Raw genomic sequence first — 16,039 nt, 5'->3', positions numbered from 1 at the left:
CTCCTTGTCATAAATGCTCCCATCGATTTAGATAGCGGCTACACATAACGATTTCTATGTATAGCGGCTTTATACAACGTCACTTTTAGACATAACCATTTTTATACATAGCTATGTTTGCTTTGATGACCCTCAACCATACCTAATGGAATATTAGGTAGAGGTTGATACAAACTTTCGGTCATCTCTGATAAAACTTGGTCAAATACTTGTGCGATAACCGTTGAAACATCGCTAGTTAAATCGTACATCGCTTTTGGCGGTAAAGTGATGGTCTCACTGACCGCTAACTCTGATAGTTCGTGTATTGCTCGGCTACCTATTGGTGAGGCAATACTCAGTGGGCATATCAGCGCTAGTTGGTTAAGTTTACGAACGGTCTTTTCACAGTAAAATTTGATTCTTTGTTGGTCGTCAATCGTATCCATATTAGGAAGACAAATTCGTAGCTTGGTGAGAACTTCCATGCTGTCCAGCACTTGCTGCCAATTCATATGATATTCGTTCATCATATCTTCACGTTCAGATTGAATAAGCCAGTTGATCATCACTTCATCTAGCAAGTACATGCTATGTCTGATGTTCTTACCATGTATCGTTTGGTTACGGACTAAGCTTCGGGTTTGCCAATCATCATGCATCGCTTTAAGTTTGTTTTGATAGATCCGGTACATTGGTCGGCTATCTAACTGTGCTTTAGTTTGTAATGAGTCGGATGTTTCAAGGATGTCAGCATAGATTTCATTGACCTTAGAAATAGCTTCACTGGTGAGTTTGCAAGACAGTGCGTAGTGAGTAGCAGCTCGGTGCTGTCGTGATAGTTGCAGTATCTGTCTTATCAACACTAGCGTTTCAAACTTCTGGCTGAGTGTCGCTTGTCGCTTTGTTGAATAGTGAAATAAGGTCGCGAGTATTACTAATGATGTAACAATTGAAATAATGACAAACATATCTAACTCCTTTTATGTTTATACCTATTTAGTGGTAGTTCATTATCTGTGCCATGTTTTTAATTTAAATAAATCAATGAGTTATATTTTTTCCATTTATGTGTCTGCTCTAGAACAGTGCACTGGATCACTAAACTAGTGAGAAAGGCAGAAGAAGTAAGCGACTTTAATGCTCTTCAGCGTCGTTATTCCTGAAAGCTAAAGAGCCTAAATGGCTAACCTCTTTACAAGGCTAGCCAGATTGGGTTACACAGAGATGTACATTTAGAGAGTGGATGGTGAAGAGATGACTAAAGATTTACGTCTAATATGTCAGTGGGAAGACAGGTAACCTTTAAGCTTGTTCGGGTTGATAGCTCGTTAAGTCAATAGTTCGTTAAATCAATAGTTCGGTAAGTCAATAGCTCGGCAAGTTAGCAGCTTGATAAATCAATAGCTCCATAAATCAATAACGCGATAAGTCGATCACTTTATTACACAGTTTACTTAAAGCCAGTTGATCATGGCTGATCAAGATAAGACCGCAATTAGCTTCTTTCGATACTTCAACAATCAGCTTTAGTGTTTGTGCTGCTGTAATTGGGTCTAACCTTGATGAGGGCTCATCTGCAATTAACAGTTTTGGGCTCATCAGTAGTGCTCGTAAAATGGCAAACCGCTGTAACTCTCCTCCAGATACTTGGCTTGATGGACGCTCAAGCAGAGCAGAATCAAGGCTTAATCTATCTAGAAGTGCAGGTATCTTGGAGCGATTTAGCTTGTGAAGTGCACATAAGTCATCAAGTAACGTTTTTAGTGTTGTGTGAGGAGAATGCGCACTTGGTGGATCTTGATAAAGTTTAAGTCGTTGCCCTTTTTCGATTTTTTGAAGCCAGTTGATATTGCCGGAAAAGTCGTTATGCAGCCCTAGTAAAGTGTCGGCAAGAGAAGATTTACCGCATCCGCTATCACCATAAACTCCCAATATTTCACCTTGTGATAATGAGAACGTCAGATCTGAAAAGAGTATTTTTTGGTCGCGGTAAATAGCTAAACCTTCAACTTCAAGCAATGGCTTCTGCCCGCTTTGTATACCAACCTCTGCGGGAGCAGTTTGGCTACTTGATTCATTTAAAGGCTGTGAAGAAGTGGGCTGATCAAATGACCAATATTCAGGTTGCGCTCGAATAAGCGCTTTTGTATAGGCGGCTTGTGGCTGTTCTAAAATAGCTTTCGCGTCACCTTGTTCTACAATTTCACCTTCTTTCATGACGATAATGTCACCACCTAACATTTTAGCCAGCTTAATGTCATGAGTAATAGTGAGCAGCCCGCCGGGTTTCTCATTTTCAAACGGTTGGCAGTGAGAAAGGAGAAGTTGCCCAACGTGATCACGTCGGCTTTCGTCTAAGCCTTTTGTGGGTTCATCTGCAATTAACAGTTTGCCTCCTGCTTGAGTCGCGCATAAATACGCTGCACGTTGCGCCATTCCACCAGAAAGTTCAAATGGGTGTTTACCTCCATCTTTATCCAGTTCCATTTGTTGAAGTGCACGGTGGGTGAGGGTGTCACTCTGGGAGCGATCTTTGTTTAAAACCAGCTTATGGACTTCGTTTATTTGCGCGGCAATTGTGCGAAGCGGGTTGAGTGCTAGCCACGGCTCTTGAGGTAATAAAGCGATTTCTTTTCCCCAAAACCGTTCTCGATTTAAAGGGTTAAGCTCATCAAATAAAGTAATGTCGCCTTCTGGCTTTAAGGCATCTGGCAATGTGCCTGCGACGGCCGCCGCGATTAAGCTTTTTCCCGCGCCTGTTTCACCCAAAATGGTGAGCGGACGCTGAGGATATAAGTCTAAACTTAAGTTCTGGACTAAGGTTTGAGTGTCAGTATGAATCGAAAGATTTTCAATTTTTAGCATTGTGTTCATGCTGTTACTCCTTTGTCCGCTTGTTTGCCTGGTTGCGATTTTTCTTGTTTAGACCTCGGTTCATTATGCGAATGTTTTTTTTGCTGAGTGAGACGCTTGCCTTGGGCTAATAAATGAAAGCTTAATACGAGAAGAAAAACGGTGAGTACTGGTTGAATCAAAACCCAAGGGGCTTGGTGGTAGTAACGGAATAGTTCAACCATCATTAAGCCGAGCTCAGCTTCCGGCGGCTTAAGCCCAACATGCAGAAAGCCTAAAGATGCAAGCGCCAGTATTGAATTACCAGTACCAAAGCAGAACAGAGTAAATAAGTCGTTTCGGCAATCTGGCCATAAATGACGCTTGAAAATATACCAATGGTTGAAGCCATAAAGTCGAGACGCTTCTACAGCCGGCGACTGAATGAGTGACAACGTTCGGTTACGTGATACACGGAAAAAGTCCACCCACAGCATGAGAGATATGGCGATGTAAAGAATGAGGAAGGAGCCCGGAACCATAGCCGCGAAAAGTAAGACGAGGATTAAGCCGGGCATGGCGAGTATCATATTCACATTGAATGAAAAGACTTTATCCCACCATCCTTGTTTCCAACCTGCTATCACGCCCATGGAAGTACCTAATAGCGCAGCCGTGGTAATACTGATTAACGCCATGGAAAGTGAGGTGGTGATGGCGTGGCTTAACCTCGCTAAATTGCTGCGTCCAAAATGGTCTCTGCCTAAAGGTTCTTCGACAGAAGGCGTTGTGAATGCAAGGTCTAAGTTTTGCTTGGCAATATCACCTTGATAGACAGTCCGTTCTAGCATGACTACGCATAACAAGGCGGCTAAGATAATCAGACCTAACCATTGCGGCTTTGTTAAATTCATACGATCTTAACCTTCTTTTTTTCGGGTTCTGCTTGTTGTTTATTAGGTGCGAATTTTGAAAATAAAGCAGAGGGTTTATTCACGCGTTGCCTTGGATCCAATTGGTAGTTTACAAGATCGACTAAGGTATTGATGACCACAAACAAAAGCCCCATTAGCAGAGCAGAACCTTGGATCATTGGGATATCTCTACGGAAAATCGCATGCGCTAACGCGTGACCAATACCCGGCCAAGAGAATAATGACTCGATCATAATGATCCCTTCAATTAACCCGGTTGCTTGAACGCCAACAAAAGTAATAACAGGTAAAGCGATGTGTTTATGAGCGTGATGCTGAAAAGCTTGCGCCTCAGTTAGTCCTTTTAAACGAGCGAATAAAAAATGCGGTGCTGTGATGGCATCATGAGTGGCATTTCTTATAAGACGGCTAGACATTGCAGCCAGAGATAGCGCTAAGGCGAGGGCGGGTAAAATAATAAACTCGACTCGTCCAAAGCCAGCCACAGGCAGCCAATTCAGTTGTAACGCAAAGATAATCACCAAAGCCAAACCAATCAGAAATACAGGCTGGGCTCTTAAGATGATGGAACCTAATAGCGAGAAGTGATCTGCAAAAGAGTCGGTTCGCCTTCCACAATAAATACCGATGGGAATAGCAATGATAAGGGAGATGACGGTCGCAACTACTGCCAATAAAATGGAGTGCCCGAGCTGGTGGCTGATTTCGTCAATGACAGGGGTACCACTAATCAATGAGGTCCCTAGGTCAAAATGGAGAAGATCCCACAGCCATTCGATGTATAGCTGAAAGCCTGAGCGATCAAGCCCTAGTTCTTGGTAAACCGCTTGTGCTGCATCTGCATCCACATAATCGTACCCGTAGCGACCCGCTGCAATTCGAAAAGCAAAGTCGCCAGGTAACAAGCGCATTAAAATGAAAGTGAGTGTTCCGATGCTCCAAGCCACAAAGCCGGCTTGGAGTAGTCTTCGGATTAAGATATTAATCATTAATCGTCATCTCTGAGATGCGGTAGTTGATTTCAAATGGGTCAAAAGAGAAGTGGTTAACACGTTCATTGACCGCAACTAACTGAGTGTAGAAAGTCACAGGAATCAGTGGCATTTCTTCCGCTAATATAGATGAAGCCTCTTGAGTCATTCGATTATATTGCTCTTGATTTGGTTCAACCGATAGACGTTGAAGTAAGCTACTGAACTCATCAGAAGACCAGTTCATTGGTCCCCAGTCACTGCCTTTATGGCTAGCAAAATCGCGCATTAGTAAGGCTAGGGGATCCGCTGTAGTGCCAAAATTACGCGCCACGAGCGCCATTTCTAAGGTGCCGTCTTTGTGCTTGGATGGAATCGCACTTGAGTTGTCGATAGAAACATTCACCTGAATGCCAACTTCTTTAAGCTGAGCTTGAATCGCGGTTGCCACGATAGGTAACTCTGGTCTGTCTGAGTAGGTAGTTAAAGTAATATCGAATGGCTTGCCTTCTCGCGAAAGGATACCTTCCTCATTTTCCTGCCAACCTTGCCCTGCGAGCAATTTTTTCGCTTGGTTGATATTGCGTTGAGTTTGCTTAAGGGAATCGATGTGCCATGCGCCAAGAGAAGGGGCAAACAGTTGATACGCTTCAGAACCAGGAACGCGGACGATTTGTTTTGAAATACCAGTTCGGTCCAAAGCTAAACTGATAGCTTGACGCACATCTGAATGATCTAAAAGTGGGTGTTCATTATTCAGCTTAATTAGGATTGTTCTTGGGATGGACTCCATCACTAGCTCAACATTTTTCGCTGACTCAAGTAGGTCGATACTGGCTGGGTCTAGTGTATAAACCAGATCAGCTTGCCCTGTTTGTGCTAATAAAGCACGGCTTTCAGAGCGATGACCTGCAAGGTAGTGAACATGTTCAATCGAGGCTTTTGTGCCCCAGTAGTCAGCATTTTTGACAACATGCGCTTTATGAGGAGCTTGTAACTCTTGAATTTTATAAGGACCAGTACCACTCAGTTGTGCCACATTTCCTTGTTGATCAAACGAACTTGGTGCTGCAATCGCTGCCGTGTAATGCGCTAACACTGCCAGTAATGGTCGATAAGGTTGAGATAGCTCTATGACTAGAAGGTTGTCTGAAGCTGATATTTCTTTAATGGGTACACGTTTTAATACGCCAGGTTTTTTTAAAGCGTGAGAAAGAGATGTTTGAACAGCTTGCGCGGTAAGCGGTGAACCATCGTGGAAAACAACGTCTGTGCGCAATGTAAATTCCCAGCGTAAATTGTTTGCGCTAGTTGTCCATTCTTTCGCTAATAAAGGTGTGACGTTGCCTGACTTATCGATAGCAGTCAGCGCTTCAACGACTTGTAATCGTGTAAATAAATAGCCGTTTTTCGATAAATCTTGGTCGGTGAATTCAAAGGGACCAGAAATGTTGAGAGTGGTTGGTTGTGTTTCTTTCGATGGTACAAATATCCATATGAGTAGTGCACTGATGGAAAGTAGTGCCAGTGCGGCAAGCTTTTTCATGCTTTTGTCCTAGTTACGATTAATAATTCGCAATGTTATAACATAACAAAAATGTATTGTTAATGATAATAGTTGCTAATTAGCTTGGTTTTTTATCGGACGTGAGTATGAAAAAAGCCCCACTGAAATCAGTGAGGCTCTAAATTTTGAATGTTTTTGGAGGTAAAGCGGGTTATCTAACGACGTTTTCAGCCATAAGTGGGCGGATTAGCCTGTTAAATACGCTTGATTAAGCAAGCTTCAGGTCAAACTTGTTGCGATACATCACCATATCTTCAATGGTCAGTACTGGCATGTTGTGCAATTTACCAAACGCTACGATCTCAGGGGCTTTCGCCATGGTGCCGTCTGGGTTGGTTACTTCACATAATACGCCAGCAGGAGCAAAACCCGCCATTTGCATTAAATCGACCGTGCCTTCTGTATGACCACGGCGAGCTAAAACGCCACCTTTACGTGCACGTAATGGGAAAACATGACCAGGGCGAGCAAGGTCAGATGGCTTCGCATTTGGGTTTGCAGCTGTTTTGATGGTCGTCACGCGATCTTTTGCAGATACGCCTGTAGTCACGCCTTCTTTCGCCTCAATAGTCACAGTGAATGCGGTTTGATTCGCACTGTTGTTATCAACAACCATTGGAGGAAGATCAAGCTGATTTGCTTGTTCGTCGGTCAGACATAGGCAAACAATGCCGCTACATTCGCGGATCATGAGTGCCATTTGAGCGTCAGTTAGGTGCTCGACAGAGTAGATAATATCACCTTCATTTTCACGACTTTCATCGTCTAAAAGTAATACGCCACGACCTTCTCTTAAGGCTTCTAGGGCGTTTTCTACGCGAGTAATTGGTTCGCCAAATTCGGCAAGTAGTGAAGACTGATTCATGGTTAAACTCCTAAATATCACCAGAATCAGGGCTGTATGAGGGATTAAAAACACACACAGTAACCCCTGCTTATTAAAGCAGTGATTACATGCGTAATGGTTTTATCCAAAACGAAATACACCACTTCATCATATTGAGTGGTGTGTTTTCATTCTCTCTCATCCGGACTATAACCGTCGGCTCTGGCATCTCACCAGATCTGCTGACCTCGACGTATCGAGCGCTCGCGGGCTTATTTAGGTTCATTCAGACATAAACAAATTGAATGTGGATGAAAACTAAACATACCGCCGGTGGGGAATTGCGCCCCGCCCTGAGAATAAAAATTAAATATGTCGCTTCATTCGTTGCAAGTCTAAATCGTGTTGTGATTTAAATTTCAGGAACGTAATGAGCGAGGGAATGGTAATCCTTTCATTCTTGGATTTAAAGGACTGGTCGCAAAGTTTCACTCATTTTACCGTTAGGTGAACGCTACTTGGTCATTTAATGCTCGTAAGTGGAATTAAAGAGAAGATATTTATCTGAAGAGTCAGTTGTCTAATGCTTAGAAGCTAGATAGAAGCTAGATAGAAGCTAGATAGAAGCTAGTTAGAAGGTACTTTTAAAGAATTTAGCAGATACGGTGTTTGAGCGTTTCTTTATTCTGAATCAAATATTAAGCGTCGTAGGTTGGTGTTTTAGTCAAGTTGACCGCGCAATCGAATAAGTCATTCTATAAGTAGGGTTATTTTGCCTTAGGATAACATTTCTGACATAAACCTGATGTTGTTGATATTTTGCTACGTTAGGATGCGCCCTTTCGCATGGACTGCAGAGTGACAATGATTAACTATATTGCCCAAAAATCTAAAGGATTATTGCTATTAGCCTTTAGCCTTTATTCTCTTTTACCAGTTGTACTGATTGGTATTGATGTTGACCTTGGGCAACCCGTTGGCGATTTTGTAGGGCGTTTCATGACGCTGCTGACGGACTCCGCTGGCAGTTCTGGATTTCTTGTAACTTTAACGGTGCTGAGTGCATTGGCGCTGCGACTAAAATTCCCTCGAATTAAGTTTTTAAGCTTGGCTATTCAACTCTCATTACTGTTAGTGATTTGCTTCTCAGCTAAGACATTCTTAAAGCATTCTACAGAAAGCCCGCGACCTTATACTGAGTACCTTGCTCAAGTGGATTTAATCGAACTTCCTGAAAGTTTTTATCAATTGTCGCTTAGTGAAAAAAATGAAGTGATCATGAACGTTAAATCTAATGTGAGTGAGTGGCGAGTGCACCATTGGCTTGGGGAGCAGGATTACTCTTTTCCTTCAGGGCACACTATTTTTGTTGCGATTTGTATAGCTTTCTTTGGTGGGTTGTTTTTTGAAAACCGCAAGTTTACTTGGGTCGCTGGGCTGATGATTTGGGCTGCTGGTGTGGCTTACAGCCGGTTATGGCTAGGCATGCATCGACCAGAAGACTTGATTGGCTCTGTCGTGTTAGCTGCACTGATTTATCTAATGGTGCCGAAAATTCCTATCCCTGTGCTTAAACAATATTTACCAACAGTATTATTTAACAAGGGTTTAATTTAACAAGGCTTTGATTTGATTCTTGGGGATTTTTCCGGTCATTCGATTTCTTGATTTAATCCTAACTCCTTTTGCTTCTTCTTTGTTAACCCGAGAGAGACGATTCTATAAGACTCTTTCAGATAGTAGATCAGCTCTTCATCAGAGCTTGGCGTGGATTCATAGTGCTGTATCCACTTCATCCCTCTAGAAGCAAAATATGGTGCGGGTTTATACCCCGGTTGATCACTCAGAAAATCATAATTTAGGTTTGATGTTTTAAAGATAAAAGCAGGTTGGTCATTCGGTCCCCAGCCACCAATAGCGAACACTTTCCCTCCAACCTTCCATACGTGGGAGTTATTCCACTGCACGACATAACTCGTCGCGGGGAGGGCTTTGCAAAATTCATTGTATTCATCATAAGTCATATTCTGAACCTTCTTTATCCTTTCATTTATCTATCTACTCACTATGGTATTGGGGTTGTTAGTTATGTATTAAAAGCCACTGACTCCTTGCCAAACGGCGGTTATCCCACTTGCTGAGCAAAGAACAAGAGCTCCGATACGAATCTTTTCTTTAGGGAGCGTCTGAGTGGTTAGTAAGGCTAACTTGTAGCCAAGCCAAGAAGCTGGAATAAGTGGCATCGTTATCCATAGGTGGTGCAAAGTAAAGAAACCAGCAGGAATCTGTACTATCAACGAGATGATAGAGCTAAAGACAAAAAAGGCGGATAAATTGCCGCGAAGTTGGTTGGCTTCTTGATGCTGAAGCAATAGCGCCATTGGGGGACCACCAATGCCAGAGCTGGTACCAAAGAAACCAGAGAAAAAACCTGCAATACCCATTTTGATCGGTGTGGGCTCAATTCTAAAAGGCAGCAAACTAATGATAACGGCAAGAACAACCAGCAGACCCAACCAAAGAGACAGCACCTGAGTTGACACCATCACCAATAAAAAACCACCTGCAATTGATCCTGGGATTCGTCCAATCAGGGCTACTTTCAAGCCTCCAATAGAAATATTGGAGCGGTGCTTCATTGCATTCAATATTGAAATGAACAGCCCAATTAAACAAATTGGCGCGGGCACATAGTCGGGTGAAATAAGGAAAAGTACAGGAGCTGCAACAATAGCTAAGCCAAATCCAATCGCAGTTTGGACGAATGACCCAAGAAAGATGAGAGTCATGGCGATTAAGACGGTTTGGTCAAAGTAGTCTGTGAGCATATGCATTGTTAGAGTATGAGGGCTGAATGAGCACTATAAAGTAAAGTCATCGGGATTGATGCAATTACGGTAAGTATTTCTTCATAGGATCATGTTATTACAGTGATACATAAGAAGGGTGAATCATTCAAGAGTTAATGGGTTTTCAGACAAATAAACAGGGAATAAACATACATTTATTCCCTATAGAAAAGCGTTAAGCAAATGCAGGTTGAAGACGTGTTACGGGTTTATCATTGATAGGTAAGTGTATTAGAGCGGCAAGGAATGCCAATACAACTGTTGACCACCAAATTGGCTCATATGACCCGTAGTAATCGTAAATGCGACCACCTGCCCACGCGCCTAAGAAGCTGCCGACTTGGTGAGTAAAGAAAACCAAACCGTAAAGACTTGAAAGGTAGCGTGCCCCAAAAATCTGTCTGACAAGCCCTGAAGTCAGCGGCACTGTGCCTAACCAACAAAAACCAATCGCACCACCAAATAGTGCAGCCGTTGATTCAGTTACTGGAAGTGTTACGAAAGCGGCAATCACCACCGTTCTTACTAAATATAAAGCAGACATGACATGGCGTTTACTGAATTTGTCTCCCATTACTCCCCAGAAGTATGAACCGAAGATATTAAATATACCCACGTATGCCAAAGCCATCGCGGCGCTACTTGCGGGTAAATCTTTATCTGCTAAATAACTTGGTAAGTGAGTCGCAATAAACATGACGTGAAAGCCACAAACAAAGAATCCAGCATGAATAAGCCAATATCCCTTGTGAGAAAACGCCTCTCTTAATGCTTCTTTCAAGGTTTGTGTATCTTCAATTTGAACTTTTTGATTGATCGCTGTTTTAGCTTTTGGAGCCCTCATAAACAATGCAAACGAAATCATGAAACAGGTTAAAAGTGCGAATACTTGCATGGCGGTTTGCCAGTTAAATTCATTTAACATGTATTGCGCCCCGGGGATCACTGCAAACATACCAAATGAACCTGCAGCCGTTGTTAAACCAAAGGCTTTTGCTGCATGTTCCGCAGGCACTACTTTTGCTACAGCGCCAAGTACAATCACATAGCTAGTCGCACTTAGCCCTAAACCAATTAAAGCACCAAGTGATACGTATAACATGCTTGACTCTGTAGCCACTGAAGTCAGTAATAAACCTAAACCGTAAGCACAAGCGCCTGCAATGATGATTTTTCTCGCGCCCCATTTATCTGCTGCCATGCCGACAAAAGGTTGAAACACACCAAAGAGAAGGTTTTGAAGTGCGATAGCAAAACTGAAGAACTCTCGACCAGTGCCAAAATGTTCTGAAATTGGCATCATGAAAATGCCAAATGATTGTCTAATCCCTAGACTAATAATCAGTGTGCCAATCCCTAGCCATACTAATAAAGGAAAACGGAAAATGCTCATGTTAGTACTCGTTGTTAGTAATGGTGTATCGCGGTGTGGTGAATTGTTAGAGCTATTGCTGGTTTAGTGGTGATGATGTTGGTGATCGATCATATTGTGCTCTTCAGGTTGCTGGTGGCACCCGCTGTTAACGGCGTGCTGGGCTAATAGCTCAATCAAAGGCTTGCTGTGATGAACAATGACTAAGCTAATGATCAGTAATATGATCATCCTGCATAGCTGAGCGAAAAGTGATTGTGAGAACATAAGTCACGAAATCTTGGTCTGTCTTAAATAGGCGCGCATCATAAAGCCGCCATGAAACGCTGACAAATGAGAATATGTGATTCAATTTATGCATTTTGTGCATAGATTGGTTAAGTAAGGTCAGCTGCTACACGCAGTTTATGGATGTAAGAGCTAGAGATTCGATCAACCTGCTTCGTGCTTAATAGAAATAACTATTACAAAAATGGTTTTACGGAAATCGACATTATTACTAAGAGTGGCGACCAAAAGGATGATGAGAAAGGGCAATTACAGGTCGAAAGATGTAATAAAGTTGTCGAATTTCCATGTTGCTTAGGTCGCTTGATTTTTAGGTGTGTAACATAATTCTTACACAGTAATTAAAAATTAACAGCAGTTGGTTCCTCGACATTGTTTACAAAGATCGTCATTTTATGCGCTCGATCACTTTACTCATGATGAAGTAAAGAGCTTTAAATTTAGGGATAAGGAAGCAATAAGCGCATGGATAAAGATCATAATCTTCGAGAGAACCTATTGGCTCTTCTATTAGGTAGCGCACTGGTTTCATTAGGCGTCATCTTCTTCAATCAAGTGGGTCTACTGACAGGTGGAACCGCGGGGTTAGCTATCTTTTTAACTAAGGTCTCTGATTTTAGTTTCGGGCAAATCTTTTTCGCCCTCAACCTTCCTTTCTATATTCTTTCTGTTACCCGAATGGGTTGGCGTTTTACCATAAATACCTTTGTTGCCGTTTCTATTGTCTCGTTTGCTGTGGATCACTTGCATCATGTAATCCAAATAGCAGAAATTAATACTATTTATGCCGCTATCATTGGTGGCGGTTTGATTGGTATGGGGATGTTGGTCATCTTCAGGCATAAGATGAGCCTAGGTGGTTTTAATATTCTGGCTTTGTATCTGCAAGAGCGTTTTGGCATTCGTGCGGGCAAGATCCAAATGGTGTTAGATTGCACAATTGTTGTATTGTCGCTCTTTATTGTGGATATCACACTGATCTTACTTTCGGTTGTTGGCGCAGTGGTGACGAACTTAATTCTGGCGATGAACCACAAACCGGGTCGTTACCAGCCAGTGCAACAAACGAAAGCAGCATAAACAGCAATAGTTTAATACCTTGAGAGTTAAATGCCTTGAGAGTTAGGGAAGCCTTGGGTCTCTCACATCATACATATCGCAAAAAGCCCGCTTAACTTCATGGTGAGTTAAGCGGGCTTTTTTGTTTGTAGTCTATTCGTAAGCGTATTTAGTTAAACCGTCACGGTGCTAATATTAATGTGCTAAGAAGGTAACTAACATTTTTCGCAGCCATTCCCCGATTTGGAATCACAGTCGATGACATTGCCATGGCTATCAAGGGATAAATGACAACACTCTTCAAACAGCTTCTTCAATTCATTTCGACTCTTTTGCACACGAGATTTCATCGTGGAGTAACTGATATTTTGTTGTTGAGCGAGTGCTTTTTGGCTTTGACCTTTAATATCAATTGCAAACAATAGAGAAGCATTCTGCTCCGGTAAAGCTTGGATAAAAGGTTCAATACACTTTGATAAATCTTGCTCAAAACTAGAATCATGATCGTCATTCGTAAACCATAAATCTTGCGCATCAAGTTCATGGTCTCTTTGCTGGCGAGCTCGTTTTCGGTAAAAATCAATAATGGTTCGATTTGCCAGTTGAAATAGCCATGCCTTTACGCTGTCTGCATCTTGGACAGTATTTAAGCTTTGATAAGTCTTGATCAAAATTTCTTGCAGTAGGTCATCAACATCTGCTGAGTTATTAACTTTAGAATGAAGAAAAGTTTTCAGTGCTTGTTGGTAGTCTTTCCACACTTGTTCTAATTGCAGAACGGTACTATTTGCACTGTTCATTTACGCAACATTCGTCTTGTAAGAAATCAATCACACCTTCGAGGCATTCATACTCTGCTACACAAAATAGGGTTCTCCCCTCACGTCTTTGGCTGATTAGCCCTGCCGACGCTAGGCTTGAAATGTGATGAGACAAGGTAGAGCCTGGGATACCTAACTCTTCCTGCAAGCCGCCAACAGCAACGCCTTGGTAACCCGCTTTAACAACACTCTTATAAATAGATAATCGAATCGGGTGACCCAATTCTTTAAGTGCTTTCGCTACAGCTTCTATGTTCATGTGTGTTCCTTAATATTTAATTCGATAATAGTCGAAATAAATATTAATTACAAATAGTGATTTAAAAGCTAAAACAAGATGTCAATTTAGATAAAGCTTTAAGAAGATAAGAAGATAAGAAGATAAGAAGATAAGAAGATAAGAAGATAAGAAGATAAGAAGATAAGAAGATAAGAAGATAAGAAGATAAGAAGATAAAGATGAATGAGTTCACCTTTATCTATAAACAGAATGTGCTTATTCCAAAACCAAGGAATTAAAAATCACGTAAATCCAGCTCATTGTTGATTAACACAACACATTGAGACGCGAAAAGCATATTTGGACCGAGACTTATTTTTTCAGTGCCTAATCTCTTTAAGCTGTTATAGCTCTTTTTCGGCATCGGAATATGGTCTGTTAATAAGAAACATGGGTTCTCTGTAATCTCTGCATCTCTAACGAACGTTCCCTTTTTATCCATCATATATAGCTGGTGGTCTTCTGCTAATTCTTTAACCAGCTTTTCAAAGCTCATCGTTCGAACAGTGATACCAGGTTCGACTTGACGGCTTTGCTCTTTGGTCATTCCTTTCGATGCATCGGTAGCTCTTACAACCGCTGCTAATAAGGCCGCTTCATGAAACCCGCCAATATTAGTAATTTTATTTGAATCGAAAGTAATGGTACGCGAAAAGTCTTTGGTACTTTCTAACACCAGATGAACAGTGACATCAGCACGGTGAGATTGCGCCACAAAGATTGTATTCATAAGAGTATGGGCAAGAATCTCTGTATGAGCATCTTGACCGACACCTTCAAGGATAAGGTGACTTTCTGTTGGAGCAGCGCGAGCTCTTAAAACAAATGAACGCATAGCAAATACCTTGGTAGCTTCGATATCACCAAGATAGGTATATCGAATAAATAGATGAGTACAGTTTGATGCGGTATGTAACTCCTTTCTATTAATGAAGTCAAATGCTGTTGTTCAAATCGGAAGAATACGGTCAAAGACATTCTTAATAAGACATAAGAGCCACAGGAATGTTTGCAAAACTTGAAGACAAAAGATCCATAGGTAAGATGATGGGCATTAATAGAAGGAAGTCATTAATGAAATTACAAAAAATAGAGAAAACTGAATACAGAAAGAAGATGAATGTATTGTTGATTACATTAGTTGCGTCTCTTGCGCTCATAGCAATTGGCTCAAGTTCAATGCTTATTTCATTATTTGGCTTTACTGAATCGGTAAGTGGGGAGTCAACCGGTAACTTTCATTTAAATGTCATCGGCGTAATCATTGCTATCGCAGTGAATGTTTGCGCGATCAAAGTATTTAAAAACCATCCTTATTTGAAAGAGGCCTTATACGTTTGGGACCTGAAGCAGATCCATAACCACATTTATAGAAAATTAAAGCGTATTAAACGAGAGGCCGAATCGGGTAATCGAGATGCATTAACGGTTCTTTTTTTCTATTACACGACTCAAAAGCAAGTATATGAGCTCGATAACAACACGCTGACAATCAACTCTGTAGAAACAGCATTAGAAAAACTTGTAGAAGAAGCATTACGTTGGGAGTTTGACTTGAATATTGCAGATTTTGATAAGAGTTTGATAGATAAACTGTGACTTTACAGCCTGTTTTGAACACTTAATAATCAATAAATCCTCGTTTGATTGACTTTTGAACGGTTGAACCGTTTTTTTTGATTTTTTTAAGAAAAGGGGTTGCCAAGTTTTAGATGTTCTCTATAATGCCGCCTCACTGACACGGCAGACGCCACAAGGCTTCAGCAGTAATCAGTAAGACGAAAAGTTCGAAAGAAATTAATTTTAAAAAGTGTTTGACACTTAAAATTAAATCGCTAGAATTCACGTCCGCTTTGAGAGGTTCCTTGTTAAAAGGAAGCGTTCGAAAAGCAAAGCTCTTTAACAATTTAAACCTATCAATCTGTGTGGGCACTCGTTGATGAATATCAAAACGTTATTGGTTCTTTTTCGAAAGAGCGTAATAGCAGTTACTTCGGTAACAAAATGATTTCAATGAACTGAGTGACCAATACGAATAACGACTTTCTCTTGTAGAAAGAAATTATTTGGCACAGTCAATTCATTATCATTCTGTTGGAATGATAATAACTTTAAAATTACATAGTAGTTTTGAAGTCAGTATTCGTTGAGTCACAAAATCTTAAATTGAAGAGTTTGATCATGGCTCAGATTGAACGCTGGCGGCAGGCCTAACACATGCAAGTCGAGCGGAAACGACATTATTGATTCTTCGGAT

Annotated in this window: 16 protein-coding genes, 1 rRNA gene and 1 riboswitch; of the genes, 4 read left to right on the top strand and 13 right to left on the bottom strand. The window is 41.4% G+C overall.

The window, feature by feature from the left end; translation table 11 throughout:
* Nucleotides 1-101: 101 nt before the first annotated feature.
* The 6 genes from F0226_RS16080 to ribB all read right to left on the bottom strand — a co-directional run bounded on the left by F0226_RS16080 (nt 102) and on the right by ribB (nt 7,152).
* A complete protein-coding gene (locus F0226_RS16080; RefSeq protein ID WP_171736590.1) occupies nt 102-950 on the bottom strand; it encodes a hypothetical protein in 849 nt (282 codons plus the stop codon).
* 445 nt (nt 951-1,395) lie between these two features.
* Nucleotides 1,396-2,856 carry an ATP-binding cassette domain-containing protein gene (locus tag F0226_RS16075; RefSeq protein WP_171736589.1) on the bottom strand — a complete coding sequence of 487 codons (1,461 nt, stop codon included), beginning with the start codon at nt 2,854-2,856 and terminating at the stop codon, nt 1,396-1,398.
* Nucleotides 2,853-3,728 (bottom strand): ABC transporter permease, encoded by an 876-nt coding sequence (locus F0226_RS16070; protein WP_171736588.1) that lies wholly within the window; start codon nt 3,726-3,728, stop codon nt 2,853-2,855. The genes F0226_RS16075 and F0226_RS16070 overlap by 4 nt, the downstream gene beginning before the upstream one ends.
* The gene (locus F0226_RS16065; RefSeq protein WP_171736587.1) at nt 3,725-4,738 is read right to left on the bottom strand and encodes an ABC transporter permease; all 1,014 of its coding nucleotides are present in this window, start codon (nt 4,736-4,738) and stop codon (nt 3,725-3,727) included. The genes F0226_RS16070 and F0226_RS16065 overlap by 4 nt, the downstream gene beginning before the upstream one ends.
* Nucleotides 4,731-6,266 carry an ABC transporter substrate-binding protein gene (locus F0226_RS16060; RefSeq protein ID WP_171736586.1) on the bottom strand — a complete coding sequence of 512 codons (1,536 nt, stop codon included), beginning with the start codon at nt 6,264-6,266 and terminating at the stop codon, nt 4,731-4,733. The genes F0226_RS16065 and F0226_RS16060 overlap by 8 nt, the downstream gene beginning before the upstream one ends.
* Nucleotides 6,267-6,495: 229 nt before the next feature.
* Nucleotides 6,496-7,152, bottom strand: coding sequence for a 3,4-dihydroxy-2-butanone-4-phosphate synthase (ribB, locus tag F0226_RS16055; protein ID WP_171736585.1), 657 nt, complete (start codon nt 7,150-7,152; stop codon nt 6,496-6,498).
* Between the two features lie 147 nt (nt 7,153-7,299).
* A riboswitch (FMN riboswitch) is annotated at nt 7,300-7,478 on the bottom strand.
* Nucleotides 7,479-7,977: 499 nt separating this feature from the next.
* On the opposite strand from ribB, the gene F0226_RS16050 reads away from it, so the two are divergent.
* Nucleotides 7,978-8,730: a phosphatase PAP2 family protein gene (locus F0226_RS16050; RefSeq protein WP_171736631.1), complete on the top strand. Its 753-nt coding sequence runs from the start codon at nt 7,978-7,980 to the stop codon at nt 8,728-8,730.
* Between the two features lie 35 nt (nt 8,731-8,765).
* Here F0226_RS16050 and F0226_RS16045 read toward each other — a convergent pair whose 3' ends face one another.
* From F0226_RS16045 to F0226_RS16030, 4 genes are all read right to left on the bottom strand, one after another.
* Nucleotides 8,766-9,137: an MmcQ/YjbR family DNA-binding protein gene (locus tag F0226_RS16045; RefSeq protein WP_171736584.1), complete on the bottom strand. Its 372-nt coding sequence runs from the start codon at nt 9,135-9,137 to the stop codon at nt 8,766-8,768.
* 69 nt (nt 9,138-9,206) lie between these two features.
* The gene (locus F0226_RS16040) at nt 9,207-9,902 is read right to left on the bottom strand and encodes a sulfite exporter TauE/SafE family protein (RefSeq protein WP_171736630.1); all 696 of its coding nucleotides are present in this window, start codon (nt 9,900-9,902) and stop codon (nt 9,207-9,209) included.
* A gap of 235 nt (nt 9,903-10,137) precedes the next feature.
* Entirely contained in the window at nt 10,138-11,355 is a 1,218-nt protein-coding gene (locus F0226_RS16035; protein ID WP_171736583.1) for an MFS transporter, read from the bottom strand.
* Between the two features lie 63 nt (nt 11,356-11,418).
* A complete protein-coding gene (locus F0226_RS16030) occupies nt 11,419-11,601 on the bottom strand; it encodes a hypothetical protein (RefSeq protein WP_171736582.1) in 183 nt (60 codons plus the stop codon).
* Between the two features lie 486 nt (nt 11,602-12,087).
* Here F0226_RS16030 and F0226_RS16025 point away from each other — a divergent pair, with 486 nt between their 5' ends.
* On the top strand, nt 12,088-12,702 hold the full coding sequence (locus tag F0226_RS16025; RefSeq protein WP_171736581.1) for a YitT family protein: 615 nt from the start codon (nt 12,088-12,090) through the stop codon (nt 12,700-12,702).
* 194 nt (nt 12,703-12,896) lie between these two features.
* On the opposite strand, the gene sigZ is transcribed toward F0226_RS16025, so the two are convergent.
* The 3 genes from sigZ to trmY all read right to left on the bottom strand — a co-directional run bounded on the left by sigZ (nt 12,897) and on the right by trmY (nt 14,617).
* Nucleotides 12,897-13,481: an RNA polymerase sigma factor SigZ gene (sigZ, locus tag F0226_RS16020; RefSeq protein WP_171736580.1), complete on the bottom strand. Its 585-nt coding sequence runs from the start codon at nt 13,479-13,481 to the stop codon at nt 12,897-12,899.
* Entirely contained in the window at nt 13,465-13,761 is a 297-nt protein-coding gene (locus F0226_RS16015; protein ID WP_171736579.1) for a metalloregulator ArsR/SmtB family transcription factor, read from the bottom strand. The genes sigZ and F0226_RS16015 overlap by 17 nt, the downstream gene beginning before the upstream one ends.
* 256 nt (nt 13,762-14,017) lie before the next feature.
* Entirely contained in the window at nt 14,018-14,617 is a 600-nt protein-coding gene (gene trmY / locus F0226_RS16010) for a tRNA (pseudouridine(54)-N(1))-methyltransferase TrmY (RefSeq protein WP_171736578.1), read from the bottom strand.
* Between the two features lie 239 nt (nt 14,618-14,856).
* On the opposite strand from trmY, the gene F0226_RS16005 reads away from it, so the two are divergent.
* A complete protein-coding gene (locus F0226_RS16005; protein ID WP_171736577.1) occupies nt 14,857-15,381 on the top strand; it encodes a DUF3087 family protein in 525 nt (174 codons plus the stop codon).
* Nucleotides 15,382-15,945: 564 nt separating this feature from the next.
* Nucleotides 15,946-16,039: ribosomal RNA gene (locus F0226_RS16000) — 16S ribosomal RNA — on the top strand; the annotation flags it as partial.

The organism is Vibrio sp. 99-70-13A1, from assembly GCF_013114625.1.
Lineage (GTDB): Bacteria > Pseudomonadota > Gammaproteobacteria > Enterobacterales > Vibrionaceae > Vibrio.
This window is presented reverse-complemented; position numbering and strand designations above follow the sequence as displayed.

Coding starts and splice junctions, on each gene's coding strand:
- F0226_RS16080 (WP_171736590.1), bottom strand. CDS start 950: ATGTTTGTCATTATTTCAATTGTTACATCATTAGTAATACTCGCGACC.
- F0226_RS16075 (WP_171736589.1), bottom strand. CDS start 2,856: ATGAACACAATGCTAAAAATTGAAAATCTTTCGATTCATACTGACACT.
- F0226_RS16070 (WP_171736588.1), bottom strand. CDS start 3,728: ATGAATTTAACAAAGCCGCAATGGTTAGGTCTGATTATCTTAGCCGCC.
- F0226_RS16065 (WP_171736587.1), bottom strand. CDS start 4,738: ATGATTAATATCTTAATCCGAAGACTACTCCAAGCCGGCTTTGTGGCT.
- F0226_RS16060 (WP_171736586.1), bottom strand. CDS start 6,266: ATGAAAAAGCTTGCCGCACTGGCACTACTTTCCATCAGTGCACTACTC.
- ribB (WP_171736585.1), bottom strand. CDS start 7,152: ATGAATCAGTCTTCACTACTTGCCGAATTTGGCGAACCAATTACTCGC.
- F0226_RS16050 (WP_171736631.1), top strand. CDS start 7,978: ATGATTAACTATATTGCCCAAAAATCTAAAGGATTATTGCTATTAGCC.
- F0226_RS16045 (WP_171736584.1), bottom strand. CDS start 9,137: ATGACTTATGATGAATACAATGAATTTTGCAAAGCCCTCCCCGCGACG.
- F0226_RS16040 (WP_171736630.1), bottom strand. CDS start 9,902: ATGACTCTCATCTTTCTTGGGTCATTCGTCCAAACTGCGATTGGATTT.
- F0226_RS16035 (WP_171736583.1), bottom strand. CDS start 11,355: ATGAGCATTTTCCGTTTTCCTTTATTAGTATGGCTAGGGATTGGCACA.
- F0226_RS16030 (WP_171736582.1), bottom strand. CDS start 11,601: ATGTTCTCACAATCACTTTTCGCTCAGCTATGCAGGATGATCATATTA.
- F0226_RS16025 (WP_171736581.1), top strand. CDS start 12,088: ATGGATAAAGATCATAATCTTCGAGAGAACCTATTGGCTCTTCTATTA.
- sigZ (WP_171736580.1), bottom strand. CDS start 13,481: ATGAACAGTGCAAATAGTACCGTTCTGCAATTAGAACAAGTGTGGAAA.
- F0226_RS16015 (WP_171736579.1), bottom strand. CDS start 13,761: ATGAACATAGAAGCTGTAGCGAAAGCACTTAAAGAATTGGGTCACCCG.
- trmY (WP_171736578.1), bottom strand. CDS start 14,617: ATGCGTTCATTTGTTTTAAGAGCTCGCGCTGCTCCAACAGAAAGTCAC.
- F0226_RS16005 (WP_171736577.1), top strand. CDS start 14,857: ATGAAATTACAAAAAATAGAGAAAACTGAATACAGAAAGAAGATGAAT.